The organism is Pararhizobium sp. IMCC3301 (assembly GCF_030758315.1).
In the GTDB taxonomy this organism is placed as follows: Bacteria; Pseudomonadota; Alphaproteobacteria; order Rhizobiales.
Genome location: NZ_CP132336.1, coordinates 4,172,085 through 4,195,921, shown reverse-complemented (window position 1 = coordinate 4,195,921; position 23,837 = coordinate 4,172,085). Strand labels below are relative to the sequence as shown.

At 55.3% G+C, this 23,837-nt stretch carries 18 protein-coding genes and 1 riboswitch; of the genes, 7 read left to right on the top strand and 11 right to left on the bottom strand.

What is annotated here, in order from left to right; all coding sequences use genetic code 11:
- The first annotated feature begins 276 nt into the window (after positions 1–276).
- Positions 277–1,287: an N-acetyltransferase DgcN gene (gene dgcN / locus RAL88_RS19945; protein ID WP_306265878.1), complete on the top strand. Its 1,011-nt coding sequence runs from the start codon at positions 277–279 to the stop codon at positions 1,285–1,287.
- A complete protein-coding gene (dgcA, locus tag RAL88_RS19940) occupies positions 1,284–2,267 on the top strand; it encodes an N-acetyl-D-Glu racemase DgcA (protein ID WP_306265877.1) in 984 nt (327 codons plus the stop codon). Before dgcN ends, dgcA begins: the two co-directional genes overlap by 4 nt.
- Here dgcA and RAL88_RS19935 read toward each other — a convergent pair.
- Positions 2,256–3,458, bottom strand: coding sequence for an MFS transporter (locus RAL88_RS19935; protein WP_306265874.1), 1,203 nt, complete (start codon positions 3,456–3,458; stop codon positions 2,256–2,258). The two genes, dgcA and RAL88_RS19935, sit on opposite strands and share 12 nt — an antisense overlap.
- Before the next feature lie 151 nt (positions 3,459–3,609).
- Here RAL88_RS19935 and RAL88_RS19930 point away from each other — a divergent pair, with 151 nt between their 5' ends.
- Positions 3,610–4,548, top strand: coding sequence for a hypothetical protein (locus tag RAL88_RS19930; protein WP_306265873.1), 939 nt, complete (start codon positions 3,610–3,612; stop codon positions 4,546–4,548).
- A gap of 375 nt (positions 4,549–4,923) precedes the next feature.
- On the top strand, positions 4,924–7,563 hold the full coding sequence (locus tag RAL88_RS19925) for an EAL domain-containing protein (RefSeq protein ID WP_306265872.1): 2,640 nt from the start codon (positions 4,924–4,926) through the stop codon (positions 7,561–7,563).
- A gap of 141 nt (positions 7,564–7,704) precedes the next feature.
- Here RAL88_RS19925 and RAL88_RS19920 read toward each other — a convergent pair whose 3' ends face one another.
- Complete coding sequence (locus RAL88_RS19920) at positions 7,705–8,703, bottom strand: threonine/serine dehydratase (protein ID WP_306265870.1); 999 nt, start codon at positions 8,701–8,703, stop codon at positions 7,705–7,707.
- Positions 8,704–8,863: 160 nt separating this feature from the next.
- Here RAL88_RS19920 and RAL88_RS19915 point away from each other — a divergent pair, with 160 nt between their 5' ends.
- On the top strand, positions 8,864–9,643 hold the full coding sequence (locus RAL88_RS19915) for an SDR family oxidoreductase (RefSeq protein WP_306265869.1): 780 nt from the start codon (positions 8,864–8,866) through the stop codon (positions 9,641–9,643).
- Between the two features lie 78 nt (positions 9,644–9,721).
- Here RAL88_RS19915 and RAL88_RS19910 read toward each other — a convergent pair whose 3' ends face one another.
- The 5 genes from RAL88_RS19910 to RAL88_RS19890 all read right to left on the bottom strand — a co-directional run bounded on the left by RAL88_RS19910 (position 9,722) and on the right by RAL88_RS19890 (position 15,587).
- Positions 9,722–10,819, bottom strand: a complete 1,098-nt coding sequence (locus RAL88_RS19910) for a TRAP transporter substrate-binding protein (RefSeq protein WP_306265868.1) — start codon at positions 10,817–10,819, stop codon at positions 9,722–9,724.
- A 17-nt stretch (positions 10,820–10,836) separates the two neighbouring features.
- Positions 10,837–11,652, bottom strand: a complete 816-nt coding sequence (thiD, locus tag RAL88_RS19905; protein ID WP_306265867.1) for a bifunctional hydroxymethylpyrimidine kinase/phosphomethylpyrimidine kinase — start codon at positions 11,650–11,652, stop codon at positions 10,837–10,839.
- Positions 11,652–12,299 (bottom strand): thiamine phosphate synthase, encoded by a 648-nt coding sequence (gene thiE, locus RAL88_RS19900; RefSeq protein WP_306265865.1) that lies wholly within the window; start codon positions 12,297–12,299, stop codon positions 11,652–11,654. The genes thiD and thiE overlap by 1 nt, the downstream gene beginning before the upstream one ends.
- The gene (locus tag RAL88_RS19895) at positions 12,296–13,039 is read right to left on the bottom strand and encodes a hydroxyethylthiazole kinase (protein WP_306265863.1); all 744 of its coding nucleotides are present in this window, start codon (positions 13,037–13,039) and stop codon (positions 12,296–12,298) included. The genes thiE and RAL88_RS19895 overlap by 4 nt, the downstream gene beginning before the upstream one ends.
- Positions 13,030–13,142, bottom strand: a riboswitch (TPP riboswitch). Its footprint overlaps the gene before it by 10 nt.
- 132 nt (positions 13,143–13,274) lie before the next feature.
- Positions 13,275–15,587: a xanthine dehydrogenase family protein molybdopterin-binding subunit gene (locus RAL88_RS19890; protein WP_306265862.1), complete on the bottom strand. Its 2,313-nt coding sequence runs from the start codon at positions 15,585–15,587 to the stop codon at positions 13,275–13,277.
- A gap of 95 nt (positions 15,588–15,682) precedes the next feature.
- Between RAL88_RS19890 and RAL88_RS19885 the strand changes: the two genes are divergently transcribed.
- Both RAL88_RS19885 and RAL88_RS19880 read left to right on the top strand, forming a co-directional pair.
- Positions 15,683–15,922: a hypothetical protein gene (locus RAL88_RS19885; RefSeq protein ID WP_306265861.1), complete on the top strand. Its 240-nt coding sequence runs from the start codon at positions 15,683–15,685 to the stop codon at positions 15,920–15,922.
- A 57-nt stretch (positions 15,923–15,979) separates the two neighbouring features.
- Positions 15,980–16,957: a DMT family transporter gene (locus RAL88_RS19880; protein ID WP_306265859.1), complete on the top strand. Its 978-nt coding sequence runs from the start codon at positions 15,980–15,982 to the stop codon at positions 16,955–16,957.
- A 34-nt stretch (positions 16,958–16,991) separates the two neighbouring features.
- Here the strand turns inward: RAL88_RS19880 and RAL88_RS19875 are convergent, their stop codons facing one another.
- From RAL88_RS19875 to RAL88_RS19860, 4 genes are all read right to left on the bottom strand, one after another.
- On the bottom strand, positions 16,992–18,194 hold the full coding sequence (locus RAL88_RS19875; protein WP_306265857.1) for a TolC family protein: 1,203 nt from the start codon (positions 18,192–18,194) through the stop codon (positions 16,992–16,994).
- Between the two features lie 185 nt (positions 18,195–18,379).
- On the bottom strand, positions 18,380–19,699 hold the full coding sequence (locus tag RAL88_RS19870) for an HlyD family type I secretion periplasmic adaptor subunit (protein ID WP_306265856.1): 1,320 nt from the start codon (positions 19,697–19,699) through the stop codon (positions 18,380–18,382).
- 39 nt (positions 19,700–19,738) lie between these two features.
- Complete coding sequence (locus RAL88_RS19865; protein ID WP_306265854.1) at positions 19,739–21,940, bottom strand: peptidase domain-containing ABC transporter; 2,202 nt, start codon at positions 21,938–21,940, stop codon at positions 19,739–19,741.
- Complete coding sequence (locus RAL88_RS19860; RefSeq protein ID WP_306265853.1) at positions 21,937–23,685, bottom strand: ATP-binding cassette domain-containing protein; 1,749 nt, start codon at positions 23,683–23,685, stop codon at positions 21,937–21,939. The genes RAL88_RS19865 and RAL88_RS19860 overlap by 4 nt, the downstream gene beginning before the upstream one ends.
- Between the last annotated feature and the right edge of the window lie 152 nt (positions 23,686–23,837).

Sequence of the window (23,837 nt, the reverse complement as noted above, 5' to 3'; positions counted from 1 at the left end):
AATTCTGCACAGACTATCGGAGTTCCGGTGCAGTTGAAATGCTGAAAGCCGGGCTGTGGCTTCTTTATGCCTGTTGTGCCGGTGGCCCCGGCTCTGCAAGGCATCAACCGGGCACACCGGCATGGATGGTTTCCAATAGACACGTTGTCGCAGAAAGCGGTATCCGACAGGATTGATCGATCGTCACCTGGCACACCAAATTTTTCTTGCAAGTGCTGGATATTTGGTGTGCCCTTTCAGAACCCGAAACGGGTCCTCATCCTACACAGGTGGTTTATGCAGTTGAAACGTCCCTATCTCTTGTTTTTGGGCGATGTGCCCGATGCATTGGCGGCTAAAACGGCTATTGGCATCGTCGACTGGCGCAAAGACTGGTGTGTGGGACAAATGCGCCTGCCGGGATGCAAAGCCGACACCGGACTGCCGGATATGGAATTGCAGCAGGCGAGAAAAGCAGGTGCCCAAACGTTTGTGATCGGGGTCGTGAATGCCGGCGGCGTGCTGCCCGGCCACTGGCTTGACAGTGTTGTTGCCGCGCTTGACGCCGGTATGGATGTGGCCAGCGGGCTGCATTTGCGGCTGGAGGATATCCCGGAAATTGCAGAGGCTGCACAACGCAATGGCCGGGCGCTGCATAATGTGCGCCAGTCCAGCCAGAAATTCACAACCGGCCAGGGTACAAAACGCCAAGGCATGCGGCTGCTGACAGTGGGAACTGACTGTTCGGTCGGCAAAAAATATACGGCGCTGGCACTGGAACAGGGCATGCGTGACGCCGGCCTGGACGCACATTTCCGGGCGACCGGTCAGACCGGGGTGTTTATTTCTGGTCGCGGCGTTTCGATTGATGCCGTTGTCGCTGATTTCATATCCGGTGCAGCGGAATGGGTGTCGCCGGATACTGATGCCGATGTCTGGCAGGTCGTTGAGGGCCAGGGATCATTATTCCATCCCTCATTCGCCGGTGTCACACTTGGTTTGCTGCATGGCTCGCAACCCGATGCCTTCGTCGTCTGCCATGAAACGACCAGGACCCATATGCGCAATGTCGAGCAGCCGCTTCCCAGCATTCAAGACGTGATTGATCTGACGATCAGGTGCGGTAAGCTTACAAACCCGGACATCCGCTGTGTCGGCATTGCGGTCAATACCCAAGCCCTCGATGCGGAAACCGCAACCAGGACTGTCGATGAAATTGCGCTGGCCCATGGGTTGCCGGCGGTCGATCCGATTCGTCACGGGGTTGCTGCCATCGTGACCCGTCTGAAGCAGGAGTTTGATCTTTGACGCGCCTTGTCGAAATTGCCGCAGACGTGTTTCCGCTGTTGCAGGCCTTCACGATTTCGCGCGGATCGCGATCGGAGGCGCATGTCCTGACTGTTACGATCAAGCAGGATGGCTGCTGCGGGCGGGGCGAATGCGTCCCCTATGCCCGGTATGGCGAAAGCATGGAAAGTGTGACCGAACAAATTCGGTCTATCCTTTCTGAGATTGCCGCAGGTCTTGATACGGACGGTTTGCAGAGCGCCCTTCCCGCCGGTGCCGCCCGTAATGCTGTGGATTGCGCACTGTGGGATCTGAGAGCCAAACAGGAGGGCGTCAGCGTCGCCCATTTATGGAATATTTCGCCTCTGCATGGCATCGAGACCGCTTACACGCTCAGCCTCGATACCGCTGAGCGAATGGGCCAGGCGGCACATGCCGCAAGCGGTCATCCAATCCTGAAAATCAAGCTGGGCGGCCCTGGAGACGCCGGTCGCATACGCGCTGTGCATTCCGCAGCGCCGCATTGCAAGATCATTGTCGATGCCAATGAAGCCTGGACAACGGAAACTCTGGTTGAAAACATGCTGATCTGCGCCGATGTCGGCGTCTCACTGATTGAGCAGCCCTTGCCGGCAGATCAGGATGAGGCCCTGGCGCATGTACCTCACCCTGTTCCGGTATGCGCTGATGAAAGCGCGCATACTAGTGAGACAGTTGCAGAGCTGAAAGCACGCTATGATTTCATCAACGTAAAACTCGACAAGACTGGTGGACTGACTGAAGCGATGAAGCTTGTCGAACGCTCGAAGTCGGAAGGTTTCGGTGTCATGATCGGGTGTATGGTTGGTTCATCTCTGGCCATGGCTCCAGCAATCCTGCCGGCACAGCTTGCGACCTTCGTTGATCTTGATGCGCCCCTGCTGCTGGCACGGGACCGGCCACACGCGCTGCGCTATGCCAACAGCGTCATTGCGCCGCCCCACCCCGACTTATGGGGATAGCTCGGCGCGTCTGCTCAAGCTCCGCATCAAGGCCCATAACACCAGTCCCAGCACACCGAAGAGTGCCATAAAGGCGAAACCGCCCACGCCGTAGCGCACAAATATCTGGCCGGAAATTGCAGTCACAAATGCCATCAGAATTCCCGAGATGAAAAAATAAGTGGCTTGCGCCCGTCCGGTTTGCGCATCCGGTACAGCTCTGGAAATGGTGTGCATGACACCCAGATGGGCAGCGCCGAATGTTGCGCCATGCAAAATCTGCAACACAAAGTAACCTGCAAACGACCAGTGGACCGGGAACAGAACCCAGCGCAGCACCACTGCCACAGACCCCGCAGCGAGCAATCCGGAAGGGCCGAAACGCCGCAGTACCGGTTTGGAAACAGCGAACAAAACCACTTCAGCCAAAACACCGGCGGCCCACAGAACGCCAATTTCAAGCCCTGAAAATCCTGCCTGCTGCCAATACAGACTGCCAAAGCCATAAATCATGGCGTGACTGGCCTGGGACAGGGCGCCAATAGCGAGTGACAGCAACAAGACCGGATGACGGAAGGCATAGGCCGACAGGCCGGATTTCGCGCCGGCAGGTGTTGCGGGCGTATCAGCGTCAGTTGCCTCGGTATTTATCTTGCTGGCCGGCAGCAACAAGCTGGATACGACAACACAGCCATAGGCGAGGAACAGGACGGGCAAAACGACAGATCCGGTCAAGGCGCTGACCAGCGCGCCTGCAACAATGTTGGCTGCTACGAATGCGACAGATCCCCAGAGCCGAATCTGCCCGTAATCCATGCCGAATTTGCGCACTCCCGACAGGGCAATCGCGTCTCCCAGCGGTATCAGCGCATCCCAGAAAACAGCCACAACGACGACAACAGCCAAAATCTGCCAAAAGCCACTTGCCAGGAATAAAAGCCCCAGCAGGACAAATGCCGACGCCGCATAGCGTACAGTGATCCCTCTGCGGTCCCTGGCCCGGTCGCCCATGGTAACCATGAAAGGCGTAATCAGAGCTCGCACTGCCATTGGAACTGCCAGAACAATGCCGATCTGAGTGGGTGTCAGAGCGCGTGTTTCCAGCCACAAAGGAAAGAAAGGCAGATAAATCCCGACGACCGAAAACACGGCAACATAAAACAGCGCTATACGTGGCGCAAATGAAGTCGGTCCGGTGAGGCGAGCGATCACGTTGAATTATCCAGCTGCGGGAACGCTTAGGAAAAGCTGAAAACCGGCATCTTCTTGTTAAGAAACACGATGTAGTCTGAAGGCGAATCGAGAGTTGTCCACCAGATTGGACAGTACCAGAAAACCTCAATGACACCACACTGAGAGCATTATGGCGCAACACAAAAATACGCCCGCAGAGCCCACCGAAATTATGGCTTTGGAAGAATATGACGCCATTGAATCGGCCGTGATGGAAACCGCAAGAGGACGCTGGTTTCTGACAGAGTTTGCGCAACGTCACCGTGTCGCCGATACGGAAACTCTGCTGAATGCCATTGCAAAGCTTGATAACAGCATTGGCGAAAAAGCTGATCGGGCCGTTTCGGCATCGACTGCTGCTTCGACCTGGCACGAGGGAAATCAAGACATTGCCAGCAAGGCGATGGTTCAAAAAATCCGCATGGCAGTCTCAGACTTGTCTGCAGCAATCCAACTCACCCGGCAGGAAATCGACGAAGTCGCCACAAAGCAAATTGCCGATGGCCGATGTGAACCGGGGATTCAAGACCTGAGTGAAATTTCCAGTCAGGCCGAGCAGGCCACTTCGGCCATCCTCGTGGCGGCAGAAGCCATACAGGCTTCGGCGTCGTCGCTGCGGGAACGGGACGTGAATCCGGATATCTGTGAGGCGCTGGATCAGCACGCTATTGAAATATATGCGGCCTGCACAATTCAGGATGTCAGCACACAGAGGATTTCCAAGCTGATTTCACTGGTGGGTTTTCTGGAGGACGAAGTACACTCTATCCTCAATCTCTGGGAGCCCGGAGATGCAGGAGCGGACCTGGAATCATCGCCGGTGCCCGAGGATGGAGAGTTCAATGGCGCAGAAGCTGATGCACGGCCTTCCGACGTGTTTGAAGTTGTAGCAGATGCTGCGGCAAACAATGACCCTGAACCTGACGTCGATGCTGACCATGGCGAACACGAGACTCCTGACGATGATGACGCTGGCACCAGCCGAGCATCCGCCACAATGGACCCGTTTGCCGGTCAGGATGCATTTGAGTCCAACGCTGACATCCTGAAATGGGCAAACAAGTCCTGAATGATCTGCCCTGATTCATTCGCACTGTTCCGGGTTCCAGGGGCCGACAAACCAGCTCGGGAGCCGGGCAAAGCCACGTAGACCACGGTTGAACCGTCTGTGTCACAGCCTCCCGGCTGGCCGGCGCTGGGGGCATCGCGGCTGCGGACAGGGGTTATGATCTGCGGCGGCATTCACCGGAGCAACTTTTAACCAAACTATCTATCCGGAAAATTCAAAAATCCAGAAACCGTAGCCATCGTTAACCATTGGCGACATGGATGTTGTTAACTTTTGCAGTGGTAAAACTAATGAGTGCGTTCAATACATGCGCACGTAATAGTTGCTTTGTACCTGTCAAAGAACTGTATTCGGAATTTTGGGTTGGGCAGAAATATGAACGTTGACAGATTCGCATTGATAAATCCCGCCCCGATTCCTGACTGTGAAGCCGAGCGTATCGCAACTCTGCAACGCTACGCTATTCTCGACACAGAAAAGGAAAGCGCATTTGACAGAATAACGCACTTTGCCGCCCGGCAATTCAACGCTCCCATTGCCCTGGTTTCACTGATCGACACGGACAGGCAATGGTTCAAAGCAGCCTCTGGCCTGACGGTGGACGAAATGCCCCGTGACCTGGCGTTCTGTGGCTATACGATACTTGGCGACGAAGTTCTTTGCATTGCCGATGCGACCAAAGACGCGCGCGTGCGGGACAACCCGCTGGTCACCGGCGAGATGAACATCAGATTCTACTGCGGCGCGCCCCTCATTGCTGAAAATGGCCACAGATTGGGAACCCTGTGCGTGATCGACACAGAACCAAGACTGGATTTTTCTGAAAGCAAGCAGCAGGAACTTGCGGATCTTGCCGCGATCATCGTTGATCAGATGGAAATGCGCATTGCAACCGGCAATGTATTGCAAGAAATCGAACACCGGCATGAAGTTCAGCACAGGGCAGCAGCGACGGACCGCCAGATGAGGGCGCTGATCGATAATGTTCCGGTTGGAATTGCCCTGATTGACCGGAACGGACATTACCTTGCCACCAGCAACAGCTGGCGGACCTTCATTTTATCACTGGATACGTCGCTTTCCCATGACAATATTCTGCAGCTGAAATCCAGCCGTCCGGACTGGTGCCTGGCTTTCCAGGCCGCACTTGACGGGAACACCACGCGCAACCCTGACGATGCGATACAACTCTCCAATGGAAACATGGAATATGTGCGGTGGGAAGCACGTCCCTGGGCATTGGACAATGGCGAAGTCGAAGGCGTCATCGTGTCAGCAGTGCGGATCACCCGACAGGTTGAAACACGCAAGGATCTGGAGCGCAAGACCGAGTTGTTGAACGCTGTTCTGGAGAACGTGAAAGACGGGATCGTGGCCTGTGATGCCGACGGCAACTACACGCTCTGCAACCATTCCAGCCGAATTATGCATGGTGTGGACTGTGTATCGCAGCCTCTTGCAGACTATAGTGAGTTTTATGCTCTGTACGAGGCGGATGGAACCACTCCGCTGGCAAGTGACGGCGGCCCGCTCTCTTATGCAATGACAGGCACCGCTGTGGTCGACCAGGAACTGATAATTGTTCCCAAAGGCCAGCCAAAACGCCACATTATTGCGCAGGCAGCACCATTATTAAGCACCGATGGTTCATTGATGGGAGCTGTGGCATCAATGGCTGATGTGACGGCCGCCAGACTTGCTGAGCAAAAGCTCAAGGCCAGCGAGGCCCACGCAAATTATGTCGCCTTCCACGATACATTGACCGGGCTGCCAAACCGCGCCCACTTCCGCCGCATGATCGAAGACAAGCGATATGCTCTGAAACACCGGAAAACTGCCGCTTTCTTCCTGGACCTCAATCAGTTCAAAGCAGTAAATGATCTGTCAGGCCACGAGATTGGTGACGATTTGCTGAAACGAACAGCCCATATCCTGCAGCAGATCGCAGGAAAGGATGCTTTCGTGAGCCGCTTGGGCGGTGATGAATTCATCATATTCAAGCCTGTCAAATGCAGCGATGAAGCTCTGCATTTGGGCCATCGTATGGTCTACGAGATTGGCAAACCCATGGTCATCGGAGGCCACACTGTTATCACTGGTGTTTCAGTGGGAATCGCACTGTATCCCGAGCATGGCGACAGTCATGAAGACCTGATGCGGCGTGCCGATCTGGCAATGTACAAGTCGAAAGCGCTGGACAATGACGAGCCGGTTATCTTTGATCCAGTGTTTGAATTGGAAATAGTCAGGCAACGTGCCCTGCAGGTCGAACTCGAGCAGGCGATAAAAAACAAGGAACTGGAGGTCTACCTTCAGCCAATCGTTGATGGTCAAACACAGGCTATCATTGGTGCGGAGGCACTTGCCCGCTGGAATCATCCGGTTCGCGGTCAAATTTCTCCCGAAGAATTTATTCCAGTTGCCGAGGAATCCGGCTTTATCATCGAATTGGGAGACTGGGTGATGCGAACGGCCATGGAGGCCATGACACCCTGGCCCGAGCTGTTTTTGTCGGTCAATCTGTCACCGGTGCAATTCAAGGATGCTCTGCTCGTAAACCGGGTATTGAGTGTTCTGGAAGACACCGGCTTTGATCCGGCACGTCTTGAACTGGAGGTGACGGAAGGGCTGCTTATTTACGACACCGTCGTTGCCCGGCGTACAATCGAAACCTTTAAAACGATGGGAATCCGAATTGCTCTGGATGACTTTGGTACCGGTTATTCGAGCCTTAGCTATATCCAGAGTTTCCCGTTCGACAAAGTCAAGATCGACCGGTCATTTGTGTCAGATATCGACAAAAACCCTCAATCTGCCGCTGTTGTGCAATGTGTCGTAAACCTCGCGACTTCGCTTGGAATGGTGGTTACAGCGGAGGGGATCGAGACCGAAAACCACGAAATGCTTCTGAAGTTCATCGGTTGCAATTCGCTGCAGGGCTTTAAATACGGGCGGCCCATGCCTGCCGAAGAGTTTGATCTGTCGCTCATCGGGCCGCAGCAGATGATGGCGTGACGAACCGCCTCAACAGTGCGGGAGGTCGCGCTGGATGGTTTTGGAACAGGCTTTTCCGGGCCCGGCTTTATTCAGAATTTCCTGTTCGACAAACATGAAACGCCATTGAGATCCTTCGGCTGTCAAACAGTCCTGTGAAGTTCAAAAAGGCGTGACGTCGAGAGCCCGAAGAAGAATTGTGCGATCTATGTTGCCACCTGAAATGGTCGCGACAATGGTTTTGCCTGCAAGAGAACCGATCCGCTCTTCCAGTTTTCCACTGAGGATGGCGGCAAGCGCTACAGCACCGCCGGGTTCGGCGACAACGCGGTGGTGGTCAAAACAAAACCGGACCGCCTGCAACGCCTCCTCATCGCTGACAGAGAGCCCATCGGTCAGGCGCGGACTGGTAATTTCAAATCCGATTGCGCCGGGAGCTGGTGTCAGGATGGCGTCGCAGATCGAACCCGTCGTGGCCTCATTTGCAACAATCCGCCCAGCGTCAAGCGAGCGCCGGTAATCGTCAAATCCATCTGGTTCGACCGAGAAAATCTGCAGCTCCGGAAAGCTGGTCTTGCAAGCCAGTGCCAGACCGGCCGTAAAGCCGCCGCCACCCGTGCAGGCCAACAGCACATCCGGTTTTTCATTCCGGGTCTGAAGTTCATCCGCAATCTCCAGTCCGGCCGTACCCTGACCGGCTATGACATCAGCATTGTCAAACGGGTGAATGAAAACAGCGCCGGTTTTTTCCACAAGCTGTCTGGTAATTGTGTCCCTGTCGTCGCTGGCACGATCGTAGAATATGACCTTGGCGCCACTCGCTCTCGTTCGCGCTATTTTCACTTCTGGTGCATCAGACGGCATGATGATGATGGCCTGGAAACCTAGAAGGCGAGCCGCTTCGGCAATCCCCTGTGCGTGATTGCCAGACGAAATTGCCAAAACACCTTTGGGCTTATCAGCGTCAGGGATACGGGAGAGTGCATTATACGCGCCGCGAAATTTAAAGGACCCGGTGCGTTGCAGGTTCTCCGCCTTCAGATATATCTGTGCGCCGAAATGCTCCGAGAGCACCGGCGAGGGCAATAGCGGTGTGCGGATGGCAACGTCTTTGAGCCGTTCCGCAGCTGACAGGATATCGTCAAATTCAGGTATGATCATGGCTCTGTTCTGATCAGCAATAATGGGTCTGTCAAGACGTTCCGGCCGGCTGTGGTCTGCGGGCGATGCCGCCTTCATTCGGGATGTGAGCCGGTTTTCGCTTTGTCCCTGTTGCGCGGCGTCTTATGCTGGCACTGAAACATCATCAGGAGAACACTTCATGGAACTTGGTCTTTCGGGAAAAACCGCAATTATCTGTGCCTCGAGCAAGGGGCTTGGCAAGGGCTGCGCCATGGCGCTGGCTGAAGCCGGCTGCACTATCACGATCAATGGGCGGACCGAAGATATCCTGCAGGCGACAGCCGAAGAAATCCGTCAGGCAACCGGCGTTAAGGTTACGGCTGTTGCTGCCGATGTCTCCACCGCCGAAGGCCAGCGCGAGCTTTTGCGGGCCTGCCCTCAGCCCGATATTCTGATCAACAATAATGGCGGTCCTCCCCGGAAAGACTACACACTGCTTGACCGGGAGGCGATGATTGAAGGTGTGATCCAGAACATGATCACGCCGATTGAACTGATCAAGGCTGTAACGCCGTCGATGAAAGACAAGAATTTCGGACGCATCGTCAACATCACATCACTCTCGGTTCTCAGCCCGATTGAGGGCCTTGACCTGTCTTCCGGCGCACGTGCAGGCCTGACATCGTTCCTGGCAGGCGTGACGCGCCAATTGGCCCCCTATGGCATCACCATCAACAATATACTGCCTGGCAAGATGGACACTGACCGATTGCGCGGCGGGCTGCGCGCAGCGGCCAAAAATGCCGACATCACCGAAGATGAAGCCGCCGGCCTGCAACAGGCGGAAATTCCTGTGCGGCGGTTCGGCCATCCGGAAGAATTCGGCAATGCCTGTGCGTTTCTGTGTTCAAAACACGCCGGTTACATCACCGGCCAGAACCTGTTGATGGATGGTGGCCTGTTCGCTTCGGCTTTTTAGGACGTTTCATCGAACGCAGCGACGAGATCGCTTCATGGTTACATTGAACCACGAAGCGATCTGACTCTCAGGCCGGCGTCAGTCTGTTTGCCGCCGGGCATTGAAGAATGCCGCCTGAGACACTGTGGACCAGGGTCCCAGCCGTTCAATAGCACTGTTCATCGACGCATAGATCCGTGCGGACAAATCATCTTTGGTTTCAAATTCGGCCATGACCAGTTTCGTGGCATTTCTGGCGGCCTCCAGAATGGCTTCAGGATAAGGCCGGACATTGACCTGAAACTCGTCTACCAGCTGTTTCAGAGCCGAAGCGTTCTGCCATTCCGCCTCTGCCAGCGCAAACGCGTTTTCGGCACGGCAGGCATTTTCGACAATCGCCTGCAGGTCACTGTCCAGATCATCCCAGGCGGATTTTGAAATCAGCGCTTCCCCGGTACCGTTCGGCTCGTGGAAACCGGGCCAGTAATAATGTTTTACGGCCCGGTGAAAGCCCATTGCCATATCGGAAAATGGCCCCAGAAACTCCGTCGCATCAATGACACCGGACTGCAGCGCCGGCAGAATTTCACCCGGCGCAAGGGTGACGGGGCTGGCACCCATCCGTTCAAGAACCTGACCACCGAGCCCCGGCATGCGGATTTTCAAGCCTTTGAAATCCTCTACCGTATTCACCGGACGGCGATACCAGCCGCCCATCTGAAAGCCGGTATTCCCCGCCATCAGCGGCTTCAGTCCGAAGGGGGCGTACAATTCATCCCACAATGCCTGACCGCCGCCATGTTCAATCCAGGAAATGTGCTCCATTGGGGCAAGACCGAAGGGAACGGCTGTAAAAAACGGTGCCGCCGCAACCCTGCCCTGCCAGAACAGTGACGCTGTGTGGGCGATTTCGGCAACGCCGTTTGACACTGCGTCAAACACTTCCAGCGCCGGCACCAGTTCGCTGGCAGCAAACAGCCGCAATGTCAGCCGACCGTCGGACATGGCATCAATCCGTTCGGCCAGACGGCGCGCCGTCACGCCGGGACCAGGCAGGTTTTTCGGCCACGACGTGACGAAGCGCCACTCGATATGGCCTGAGGCGATGGCCGGAGCTGACAAGGTAGCAGCTGAAACCGCACCGGCAGTGGAAACCGACACGAATTGCCGGCGTGATATGCTTTTGTGGTTGTCCATGACGATTCCTCCAGCGATCAGCTGTTCCAGGTTGCGTAAAAATGATGGACCGGTCCCGGCCCCTGCCCGATAGTCAGATCATCGGCATGAGCGATGGCCTGAGATAGGTAAAGCTTTGCAGTTTCGATTGAGGCGGCCATGCTGTTGCCCCTGGCAAGCCCGGCTGCGATGGCAGATGACAGCGTGCATCCAGTACCATGGGTGTTGCGCGTGGGGACTCTGGGGGCTGAAAACCATTTGCCCTCATCTGAACTGAGATACAGATCATCAGCGCTCGGCTCGTCAAAATGCCCGCCTTTCAGCAACACCGCTCTGGCTCCCAAAGCCAGCAGTTGTTTGGCCTGGCTTTCCATCTCGCTGCGGCTGACTGCCAGATCTGCGCCCAGCAGGACGGCAGCTTCATGCAAATTCGGGGTGATGATATCCGCTACAGGAAGCAGATCGCATTTCAGACTTTCAACGGCATTTTCCGAAAGCAACAAATCCCCCGAGGTGGTGACCATCACCGGATCGAGAACAATTTTTTGCGCGCCATGGTGCGCCAGCCCGGCAGCTACAATCCTGATGATGGGCGCTTGCGACAACATGCCGATCTTGGTCGCCGCAACGTTGAAATCGGAATAAACCGAATCCATCTGGGCGGCGATAAACGCCTCTGGAACGTCATGAATTGCCGACACGCCAATGGTGTTTTGCGCGGTTAACGCCGTCAGGACGCTGGCGCCATAGACTCCGAGGGCGGAAAAAGTTTTCAAATCCGCCTGAATTCCAGCTCCGCCACCGGAATCCGAACCGGCAATGGTGACAGCAATCGGTGTGTTTATCGTGCTCATCAGGACCGTGCCCGCTGAATTGTGTCGCGAAAGGCCGCAGCTGCGCCCCGAACATCATCTTCCATGAACAGCGCAGAAATAAGCGCCACGCCATCGGCTCCCGCTTTTACCAACTCAAACGCGCTATTGCGGTCGATGCCGGCAATCGCGCCAACAGGGATCGGCTCTGCCATTGTGGTTCGGCACAGGGCGGCCAGTTCAACCCATCCGTCGATGCCGATACTAGTTGGATTGTCCTTGGACCGGGTCTCAAATACACCACCAATGCAAACATAGCTCAAATCCTGGCGGGGGAGCTGCATTGCCTGCTGCCTGGTTTTCACCGACAGGCCGATTATGGCACCGGGGCCCATTAGCCTGCGCGCCTCGGCCACCGGCATATCGTCCTGGCCGAGATGAACCCCGTCCGCCCCGATTGCCAGAGCGACATCCACCCTGTCATTGATCAGGAATGGCACCCGGCCGGCAATGGCGGATTTGATGGCCTTGGCATGAGACAGCATGTCCCGCGTTGAACCGAGTTTGTCGCGCAGTTGCAGCAGGGTGCAGCCCCCGGCAATTGCAGCATCAGCCAGAGTGTCCAGATCGCGCCCCAGGCTGCGCTGCGGGTCGAGAATGCCATAAAGTGTCAGATCAACGGGCCTCATGACAAATGTCCGAATTTTTCAATATCCGCAGGTGTAAGCCGGTACAGTTGGTCCAGAAAGGCCGGGACAAAACTGCCCGGACCCTGTGCTTCAGCGGCGGCCAGTTGCCCGGCAACGGCAAAGCTGACAAGAGCCGCGACAACGGCCAGATAAGGCTCTTCGCTGGTTGCCAGAAAGGCTGCCATCACCGCACCCAGTGCACAACCGGCCCCGGTCGTTTTCGCCATCAACGGATCGCCATTGTGTAAAGCGATGATGCGGTTGCGAAAGCGGATTGTGTCAGTCTCTCCGGTTTGCGCCACAATGGTGACGTCATCATCAGCATTCAGTCCCGAGACTTCCTCTGCATTGCCGCGCATCGCGGTTGGCCCCAAGCTCAATAGTGTGTTTGCCAGCGCCTTTCGCGAGGCTGATCGATGGGCAAAAACGGGGTCAAGAACAAAGGGACGGCCAAGTCCAAGCGCTGTTTCCGCGGCAATGCGTGCCGCTTTGCTGCGCTCCGCATCCAGTGTGCCCAGATTGATCAGAACGGCATCGGCGGCGCTGACAAAGCCACCGGTCTCCTGCGGAGCAATGGTCATTGAGGGTTCGGCACCCAGCGCCAACAGTACATTAGCGGTCAATGTCTGGGCCACGGAATTGGTGATGCAATGCACGCGCGGCTGCCTGCTGCGCACCCTGTCCAGCAGGATTGCGGCTTGCGTCTTCAAACAATCGGGAGATAAGCCTTTATCGAGCAAACCTCATTCCCTCCGCCAGCATGATCTGGATCAGGTTGTCAGGGTTGGTCACATGCCTCTCAGCCGACCGCCACCGTGGCAATCGGCACCCCTATGAGTGAAAAATCATTTACCATATTTCAGCAATTAAGCAATGCACAGCTTCAGGTGACGCTGCGCCAACCGTTTGAGCCGATAATCGGGCCGAAGCATGGCAGGCACCAGAGCGGAGCATATCCGCTCCCGGATGAAACCATCATGCGATTTTCTGCAAGGCCTCCCAGACACGCGACGGAGTGGCCGGCATATCGATATGGGTCAGTCCCGCGCCGTGGCTGAGTGCGTCGACAACCGCGTTCATGACAGCCGGACAGGAGCCGATCGAGCCGGCTTCCCCTGCCCCCTTGATGCCAAGAGCATTAGTCTTGGAGGGGACATTCCGGGTCTGGAAATTAAAATCCATAATATCATCGGCGCGCGGCATGCAATAATCCAGAAAACTGGCTGACAGGAGCTGGCCATCCTTGTCGTACACAGTGTGTTCAAGCAATGCCTGCCCGATCCCCTGGGCCACACCGCCATGGACCTGACCCGCCAGCAACATCGGATTTACGGTGACACCGAAATCATCGACAATGGTATAATTGAGAAGTGTCGTAACTCCGGTCTGCGGATCAATTTCCAATTCCACCGCGTGCGTGCCATTGGGATAAGTCGCCTCGTTCTGCCTGAATTCTTCCAAAGCAAATAGCTGTTCGCCGCTTTTCTCACTGCTTTTTTGGGCGATTTCTGCAAGGCTGATCTGCCGGTCGGTGCCGACCACTCTGACAACACCCTCGCTCAGTTCCAGATCCCGGGGTGCCGCTTCCAGCTCGTCAGACGCTTTTTCCTTGATCTTTTCGGCAAGCGACTTTGCCGCCCATTCCACTGACACAGCGCCGAGGGGAATCGACCGGGAACCACCGGTTCCCTTGCCCTTGCGAACCCGGTCGGTATCGCCCTGAACCACATTGATCCGATCATAATCCAGCCCGAGATGTCCGGCGATGAATTGCGCATAAGCTGTCTGATGGCCCTGCCCGTTTGACTGGGTTCCGATCAGCAGCGTGACGCTGCCATCATCGTTCAATTCAATGCGGGCCTCTTCCGATCCCGCGAATGCACAGGCTTCAACATAAGTGGCAAATCCAAAACCGCGATATTTGCCATTTGCCGCGCTCTGCGCGCGGCGCGCTGCGAACCCGGCGACATCGGCATTGTCCAGGGCAGCTTGCATCTGACCAGCGAAATCGCCGGTATCATACATCCGGCCACCCGGGGTGTGATACGGCATCTGCTCCGGCCGGATGAAATTGCGCCGCCGGATTTCAGCGGGATCAAGCCCGGATATCCGGGCAGCTTCATTCACCAGACGTTCAATATGATAGGCTGCTTCGGGGCGGCCCGCGCCCCGGTAGGCGTCCACAGGAACAGTATTCGTGTAAACGCATTTCACAGTGTAATCCATCACCGGAATATCATAGCAACCGGTGGCCATGGTGAGCCCGAGATAGGGAATAAATGGTGCATATTGCGACAGATAGGCACCCATATTTGCTGTCAGATCGACCCGCATGGCGAGAAACCGCCCGTCTGCATCCATGGCCAGTTCGGCGGTCAGAACATTGTCCCGGCCATGGGCATCCTGAAGAAAATGCTCCGAGCGGTCGCACACCCATTTGACCGGCGCGGCAAGCGCCTCGCTGGCCTTTATAACCAGCGGATATTCCTGATATACAAAGGCCTTGGGGCCAAATCCTCCACCCACATCCGGCGTGATGATCCGCATGCGTGCCGGTTCAATCCTGAGGATGTTTTCGCATATGATATCGCGCATGCCATGACCACCCTGAGTGCCCAAGGTTACCGTGAACCGGCCGCTCTCGGCATCGTATTCAGACAGGCAGGCGCGCGTCTCCATGTAGTTGCAGACCAGGCGATTGTTGATGATATCCAGCTTCGCGATTTTATCGGCTGCGGCGAAGGCAGCCTCGGTTTTCTCCGTATCACCACGATGGATCAGATTGGCCATATTGGACCCAAGTTCCGGCCAGACCAGCGCTGCGTCCTCATCAAGAGCGGCAGCGGTGTCCACAATCACATCCAGTGGATCGTAATCGATATCCAGCAATTCGGCTGCGGCCTGGGCCTGTTCGAGCGTTTCGGCAACGATGAAAGCAACCGCGTCTCCGACATGCCGGACAATCTGCTTTGCTAAAACCGCATGCTCTGTCGCCGCTGGCATCGTGCCGTCCGGCTGGCGTTCCATACCTTCACATGGCAGGGGCCCAAGATCGTCAACATCGGCTGCCGTCCAGACCAGCTTAACACCCTGGTACCCTCTTGCCTGCTCCTTGCCGGTAATGCTAATCGTTGCATGTGCCATGGCAGATCGGACAATGAAGCCATACAGGCATCCTGGCGGTGTGAAATCACTCGTATAGGCACCTTTCCCCTGAATGAGGGCATCATCTTCCTTGCGGCGCACGGCCGCGCCGGTACCGAATTTTACTGGTGCCATCTGATTCATATCTGATTCCGTCTCATGTCTGGTGGGCGGTCAGGCCGCTTGGATCGGTGTCGCCTTTGTCTTCATTAGGGTCTGAACTCAATTAGGAGATTGAATTGGCGCTGCCAGAAAAGCCCAAATGCTATGAACGGATTGCAGGTAAGGCTGGTTGCCTTTCCAAAATCTGTGAAACGGCAGTTGGGCTGTTCTGGCAGCGTCGCTTTGCGATGAGCTTGCTTTTGGCCAAGATGTCGTCGCAAAGGCTTGAAAACCAGATGGTTTCCTGCGCCTTCGCTCCTAACTCTGACCAAAATCAAACTCACCAATTCAACCTCCTAATTGAGTCCAGACCCTAGGCACTTCATGCAGTCCTGTCTATTCTGACTTTACCTTCAGCAGGGAAATGATCCGAGATGCCCAACAGCCCGCGAATTGCCGCCCGATTGTCGGGACACGTAAAACGGTGGGCGCAACCTTTCAGCAATTGGTGGCTGTCCAAACCCGGCAATGTAAGGGGGGCGTTCTGGATTTTGCTGGCCGCGCTGTTCTTCTCCATCGGCGTCGTCTTCATCAAGGATATGGGTCAGCGCATCCATATTACCCAGATTCTTTTTGTCCGCCAAATGGTGATGTTGGTGACGGTCATGCCGATTCTCATCAGCGGATTTCCAACTATATTGAAAACCAACCATTTTCCCATTCACATGGCCCGGGTGTTTCTGGCGCTGATCGCCATGCTGACGGGATTTTCGGCGGTCATTCACATCCCTCTGGCGCAAGCAACGGCAATCAGCTTTGCCAAGACGTTCTTTGTCACTTTGTTTGCCATATGGATTTTGAAGGAAAAAGTCGGTGTGCGCCGATGGTCGGCTGCCCTGGTCGGGTTTGTCGGCATTCTGATCATGGTCCGGCCGGATTCTGGCGGGCTCAATGGCTGGGCCATGGGCGCAGTCGTTGGAGCAGCCGCCGCCGGAATGGTGATGATCATTCTGCGTTATCTGTCACGTTTTGAAAGGCCGATCACGATTCTGTCCTATCAGGCCATTTGTATTGGCATTCTGGTGCTGCCGCCGGCACTGTATTACTGGAAAACGCCAACTGCAGAAGAATGGGTGATGCTGCTTCTGGTTGGGCTGACGTCCCTACTGGGGCAATGGTTCAACATCCGGGCGTTCCGGGTGGGAGAAGCAACTGCAATTGCTTCGCTGGATTATACGAGACTGCTTTATGCAACGCTGTTCGGTGCCATGTTTTTCAGTGAATGGCCCACTACCGAGACATTTGTAGGGGCCGGTATCATTATCGCTGCTTCACTGTATACCGTGCTGCGCGAAGCTCAGCTTGGCAAAAAACTTGCCCGCTCAGCAGAAGGCCGCGGTTATAATAATTAGAGATGTTTTGTTTGTCGGGCGCTCGATACGAGCCTTACTGCAGCAATGCCGTTTCCCGGGTGCTTAATTCGCCAATGGTTGCCAGCAACACATAGGCTGCATAGAACCGATCATAATTGGCAATTGCCAGATCAATTTCCGCGCTGACCACGCGGTCACGGGCATCGAGCAAATCGGGTACATCTCTGGCTCCGGCGTCAAATTCCCTGCGGATACCAAACTCGGCTTCCAGCGCCGCTTTCCTGCGCGATTGCAGGAATTCAAGGCGCTCTTTTGCGGTCAGATAATCTCCCCACGCCATATCGGCCGCAAATTGCACGCCGATTGCCGCATCCTGCGCTTCAAAGGCCCGTTGCCGACTGAGCGCCCTGCTCTTGCGAATACCCGCATAGGTCTGGGGCGCAAATAACGGAACTGAAACCGATACACCAATGTAGCCGTTTTCTTCCAGATCAGTGCCATTGACCTGATCATGTTCCCAATCATAACTGGCGACAAGGTCGACGCTCGGCAGAGCCTCACCGAACTTTGCCTTTGCAGCCAGACGGGCCGCATCGGAGCGTGCCTGTGCGATCTTGACTTTCGGATTCATGCGCGCGGCACGTTCCCGCACTTCCGCTGCTGATGCCGGCATCAGATGAGCAAAAGGTTCGGGAGACATCAGAGACGCTGCCCGACTGCCGGTCAGCCGCTCGTATGACAGTTCGCTGTTACGCAGCTGACCTTCCGCGCGGCGGCTTTGCGAACGTGACAATTCCAATTGCATCCGGGCCAATGCAATGTCCGTACGCGTGGCTTCTCCCAGCCGGAAGCGCACCTCCTGGCTGTTGCGAATGGCCTGCAAATTCTGCAGGTTCTGGTGCCTCAGAGCCATGATCTGACGATCACGAATGACACCGAGATAGGCATCAACAGTTTCCAGGGAAATCTCCTGCTCCTTGTCAATGCGTTCCAGTGTGACTGCTTTTGCTTCAAACTTCGCCGATTTCAGACCATGGACATATTGTCCGCCCCGAAACACTGGAAGAGTCGCAGAAAGCCCATAGGAATAGGAATTTGCCGAGCGGTCGATACTGCCGCCGCCGCCACGTGTGCGAAAACTGCTGTTGCCATATGAAAATTTGGCTGCAAGTGAGGGAAGAAATGCCGCCCGGGCTTGATCAACGGCCGCCGCGGCACCTTCTTCCCGGGCACCGTATGCATCTATCTGCGCGTTGTTGTCCAAGGCCTGCGACATGATGCCGCTGATCTCGTCTGCCTGCAGCGGCCGCATCAATGACACAACACAGACGAGTGAAAGCCCGCACATCAATAAGCGTTGGTGCAAACACCAGTGTCCGGTGTGTGAAGGGGCTGACATAAAGACCTGACGGTGAACGTATTAATCCTGCCGCATCATCGGAATTTATGTTTAATTTTCGCTTAACTTTCTGAAAAAGCGATCTCCAGCGAGCGATAGACCGGACGCAGGAAATAGCGCAGCATTGTCCGCTTTTCGGTCTGAATCCGGGCCTGTAGTTCCATCCCAGGACGCAGCAGCGATAAATCTGCTGTACGACGGCCTTCGACACTCTGCAAAGCGACATCCACTTCGTAGTAAACATTTCCGTCATCATCTGAAGCGGTGGTGGGGGAAATTTTGGAAACTACCCCCTGAACCTCACCAAAAGCGTCTGGGTTAAAAGCAGTCAGTGTGACCAGAGCCCGGTCATGCAGGGAGACCGAAGCGACATCTTTCGGCTTCAACCGGACCGTTGCATAAAGCGGACTGTCTTTCGGAACGATCTCTCCGATCTGCTCACCGGCGCGGACGACTTCCCCCGCAGCCTTTGGCAACAGGTTCTGGATCCAGCCGTCAAATGGCGCCCGAATTGCAAGCCGGTCGTATCTGTCGCGTTGCTGTCTGGATTGTTCCTTCAGGTCTTCCAGTTCCGCTGCCACTGTGCTGAGTTCGGCAGACCATTTGGCGTTGTTTTCCGTCTCAAGCTGTTCGCTGGTCACCCGCGCTTCCTGCAGGGCCTTGCCGGACGTATCAATCTGGCCGAGGGCGCGGGCGATCTGGCCTTCCGTTTTCGCCAGTTCGGCCGCAGCCTCAAGCAATGACCGGCGCGTCCCATATCCTTCAGCAGCGAGGTTCTTCCTCATTTCGACGAGAGCGGCATTATTCAGTTTTTCGTTTTCCAGGCTGTCCATCTGGTTTTCAGCAGCCGTCAGTTCCGCTTTACGCTGCGCCATTGTTGCGGCCAGAACTTCCTCATTTTTTCGCACCGCCCTGCGTTCCTGGAAGAAGGACAGCTCATGGCGTATGAGCAAGCTCGGATCAGCATCGGGAAACACAGGTTCCAAGCCGTTAATCAATCCCTCAAGACGCGCAATTGTCAGTTTGGCATTCGAGATGCGAACATCCAGCTGACCCTGCTGACGTTCGTTCTGAAATTCCCGCAACTGAATGATTATCTCGCCCTTCCTTACCTCGCTACCGGGGCTGACAAATATGCTGTCGACCACACCGCCCTCTTCATGCTGGATTGCAGATGGCCGTTGGGTTGAGGTGATCTGACCGCTGGTGATGGCGACCTCGTTGATTGGCGCGACTGCCGACAGCAAAATAAGGCTGAGCACAAACAACGACAGAGCGACGGCGAAACTGCGAAACAGGCCGTTCCAGCGTTCGCCCTCTATTTCCAGCGGTGAGGTGAGCCGCTTGGGGTCGGCGGCCCAGTTCGTTCCCTTGTCAGGCATCGCGGTTTCCTAATGAATGGTGATTGTGAGTGGACTGTGTCATGCGATCAATTTCAGAACATCTTCCGGTGGGCCGTCAGCCACCACCGCGCCCTTGTGCAGATGGATCAAACGGTCGCAGGCTCGCATCAGTCCGGGCCGGCTGGAAATCAGGATGACAGTTGCCTTGCCTCTCAGACGGTTCAGATGGCGGATCAGGTGTGCATCCCCATCGAAATCGAGATAGGCGCCTGGATCATCGAGCAAATAAAGACTGCTGCGTTTCAGATAAGCCCGCGCCATGCAGACTTCCATGCGCAATCCATCGCTGAGATAGGCGCCGCCGTCGCGGATAATTGTATCAAGTCCTCTGGGAAATTCGGGGCCCGCAATATCAATTCCGGCATCCAGTAGTGCGTTGGTCAGCCGGTCATCATCCGCTTCAGGCATGGCGAGCGTCAGATTTTGCCGCAAAGAGCCATAAAACAATTGTGGCGTCTGGGGAACATAGCCCATCCCGGTCCGTATTTCTCCGACATCCAGTTGCCGCAGATTAAGTCCATCCAGCAATATCACTCCCGCTTGAGGTTGATAAAAACCAGCCACCAGTTTTGACAATGTCGTTTTACCGGCTCCGGTACTCCCGGAGATACAGACCAGCTCACCTGGTCCTATCTCCAGAGTGAGATTTCTGATGGCCGGTTCAGCTGCACCGGGGTAGCGGAAACTCACCCCCTGCAAGGAGAGGCCTCCGGTCAGAGGCGCATGCAGACGATTACGCACGGCAATCTTGCGCTCTACCGGCAGACGCATCAGCATATTGATTTGATGAACGGTTTCACCAAATTGCGCCATTCTGTTCAAGGACAGAAAGATGGTCTGAATTGGAGATAGAATACGCCAGACAACCATCATAATGGCAATCAACGCACCAATGGATAACTCTCCGGCAATAACCTGAAGCGCACCCAGCCCGAGCGTCGCTACACCGGCAATAGATACCAGGCTTTGGGACAGGGTATGCATGGTGCCGTCGAAAAACCGGGCCTTAAACCTTAAAATCGTATCGTCACTGACGAAACCGGTGAAGCGATTATGCCAAAGCGTTTCCGCCTGAAGTTGTCTGATCGCAGAAATCTTTTCCAGTGTTTCGTCGATGAAACTGTTCGACCGGGCACTGGCACGTCCGCCCTCTGCGACATTGTTGCGAGTTTTGGGGACAGAAAAGACCGCGATACAAATAAAGATCACACTCAGCGCCAGCGGAACGTAACCGAGAGCCCCACCGATCCAGAAAACCAGTGCCAGAAAAATCAGCATAAACGGCAAATCCAGAACCGCTGACACGATATGTCCGGTAAAAAACGATCTGATGGTTTCGAACTGCCGGAAACGGGTTAACTGAGCCGATACACTGGAATTTTCCAGCATCGGAACCGGGAGCCCCAAAATCTGTTTGAGCGCATGATTGCTCAAAACATTGTGGAACCGTGCGCCGACATAAGCAATCAGATTGCTGCGTTTGTGCCGGAGGAACATTTCAAAACTGATCGTCAAAACGATAATTGCCAAAAACGAGAAAAGGGTTTCTGTCGCCTTGGCACCGACTACCCGGTCATAGACCGACATCACATAAATGGGTGTGGCCAGTGACAGAATATTTGCGAACAGGGTCAGAATGAACACGCCGAGGATCGGTTTCAGAAATTGGTACATTGCCCGGCGGAACCAATTTTCCTGCACCCCGGGTGGGGACACGTTGTTACGGGCCGGCTCAACAAAACAAACTTCAACGGGCGCCTTCTTTGCCTGGATAATGCGCTGCTCACGCCGTTCGCCGTCAAACACTTCAAGGTGGTTTGCGTCACTGAAGCGCAATAGAACAAAAGGCAAATCGTCGATGACCGCTATGCAAGGCAGTGCATTCGGATCCAGATTCTGAAGTCGAATCCGGTGCAACGCCGTCAGGAAATCGAGACGGGACAGCACCGCCCTCATTTCATCGAGATCCGCTATTTCCAGCAAATGAGGACTGGCCTCGATGATTCTGCGCTCTGTACCGGGCCAGTTCCTGGCGTCGAGAAGCTTTCTCAGACAGCCCTCCCAACGGTGCTTCTGCTGTGCAAACAGATTGGCGTTCGGATGGCGGTTGGACGCAAATTCGTGGCCAAGTGCCTCCAGATTTTCGTGTACCCGGTTTGTGCCACTGCTGGCATTGATATTTTCGCTGTCGGGCAGTTGCGAGGTGGGTTTCATATTCATGCCGCCGACCCCACCCGCTTTGCAGCCGGAGTTGCTGGCGCACTTTGACCTTCAATCAGCCGACCGCCCTCGACTTTGAAATGGATGTCTACGAGACGCAGATAGGACGGACGGTTCGTTGCAAGCACGACGGTCATGCTGCCCATAAGTTGTTTCAGGCCGGACAGCACATCACGGTCTGCTTCATTGTCGAGAAATGCCTGAGGCTCATCCAGAATAAGCAGACCGGGCCGCTGCGCCAAAGCGCGCGCGAGAATCAGTCTCTGCATAAATCCGCTGGCAAGAGCCATGGCTGCGGTGTTGCCGACAGCGGTGTCGAAACCGAGGGGCAAGGAATCAATCGAGGGCCGCATTCCCAAAAGATCGACGGCCCAACAGGCATCCTCGATTGTTGCACCTGCACCGAACAGAGTGAGATTATCGAGAATCGTACCATTGAACAGTCCCTGCCCTGTACTTGCAAAGGCTATCCGGTGTGCGTGACGAACGGCTCCATCCATTGGAGTGTCATTGAAAAGCACTGTGCCGGATTTTGGTGGTACATCTCCGCTGAGAACACGCATGAGAGTGGATTTTCCGTCGCCATCAGGACCTTCAATTCCCATGAAACAGCCGGGTTGAAGAGCAAAATTGATATTCTCAATCAGCACGCGACCGCCACGTTCCACCACCAGATCACGGGCTTCCAATCGCAGCGGTTCGAAATGGTCATGCGCGGCCGATGCCGCATCGGGCGCAGGCAAATCGGCGGACACAGCACCCGAAAAAAGTTCCTTGATATCCTGCAAGGCGATGGCGGTTCTCTGCAATTCGTTCCAGATGCCCGCCACTCGGACAACCGGTTGAATGGTGCGCCCTGCAAGCATGGTACAAGCAGCAAGCGTGCCGACCGAAAGATCGCTGGTGGCCGCCAGCCAACCGCCAGTCGTGACCATGGAAATTATCGTGACGTTGCCAAACAATCCCATCAGCGTCTGGCTGTGCGCAGCGACCTCAACTGACCGGAAATCGGTTATGCTGCCGATACGTTGCAAACGTTCAAACCGTCGCAACATCTGTGGTTCCATCGCGGCACCCTTGATGGTGTTGATGCCACCAAGCACTTCGGCGATAAAATCATAAATCTTGGTGTCCTGTAGCTTGCGATCTTCAAGAACCTGGCGGAAGCGACCGGACAGGAGCATGATAACAACAGAAAAAATGCCTATGACCACAATTGGTACCAGCGCAAGCCAGCCCCCGATCAGCGCCATCACGGTGATGAACAGGGCGACATAGGGCAAGTCAATTATCGCAAGCCTGGACTGGCTGCCCATGAAGTCGGCGTAGCGCGTAACGGCTTTCAGGCGCTCCGCCTGACGGACAGGCGGCACAGATGTCAAGGACGAGTAGTCCGCAGTCAGAATCCTGTTCAGCGCCTGGAGAGTTGTCCGCAATTCAAATTTCGCAGCCGACCAGCCCAGCATATAGGCTCGGCAGACCCGCAACCCAGCTTCGATGACAGCAAAGCCGATCAGTATCAAAACAAGCAGCAAAAGGGATTCGTAAGATGCGTTCGGCACAATACGATCATAAACAATCAGTATTGATAGTGGCAGCATCATACCGAGGATATTGATTACGGTCGATATCAGAACCACTGCGGGGCTGACGCGAAGATACCGTCCTGCGGCGAGCCCGAATTTATCAATCCGCCCCGACCACAAGACTGAATATGACCTTGGATTAGTCTGAGACCTCGCCATTACCTGCTGCTTTACTCTATACAATTGCGCCACAGTCTACAGCGGGAGCGCCGTTTCATGACTTGACAAGTCTGCGCATTTTAACCTTAAGGAAGCGTGAAACTATCGCATTTTGTGACAAGGATTTGGTTACCAAGTTGGCAGGATTCTCC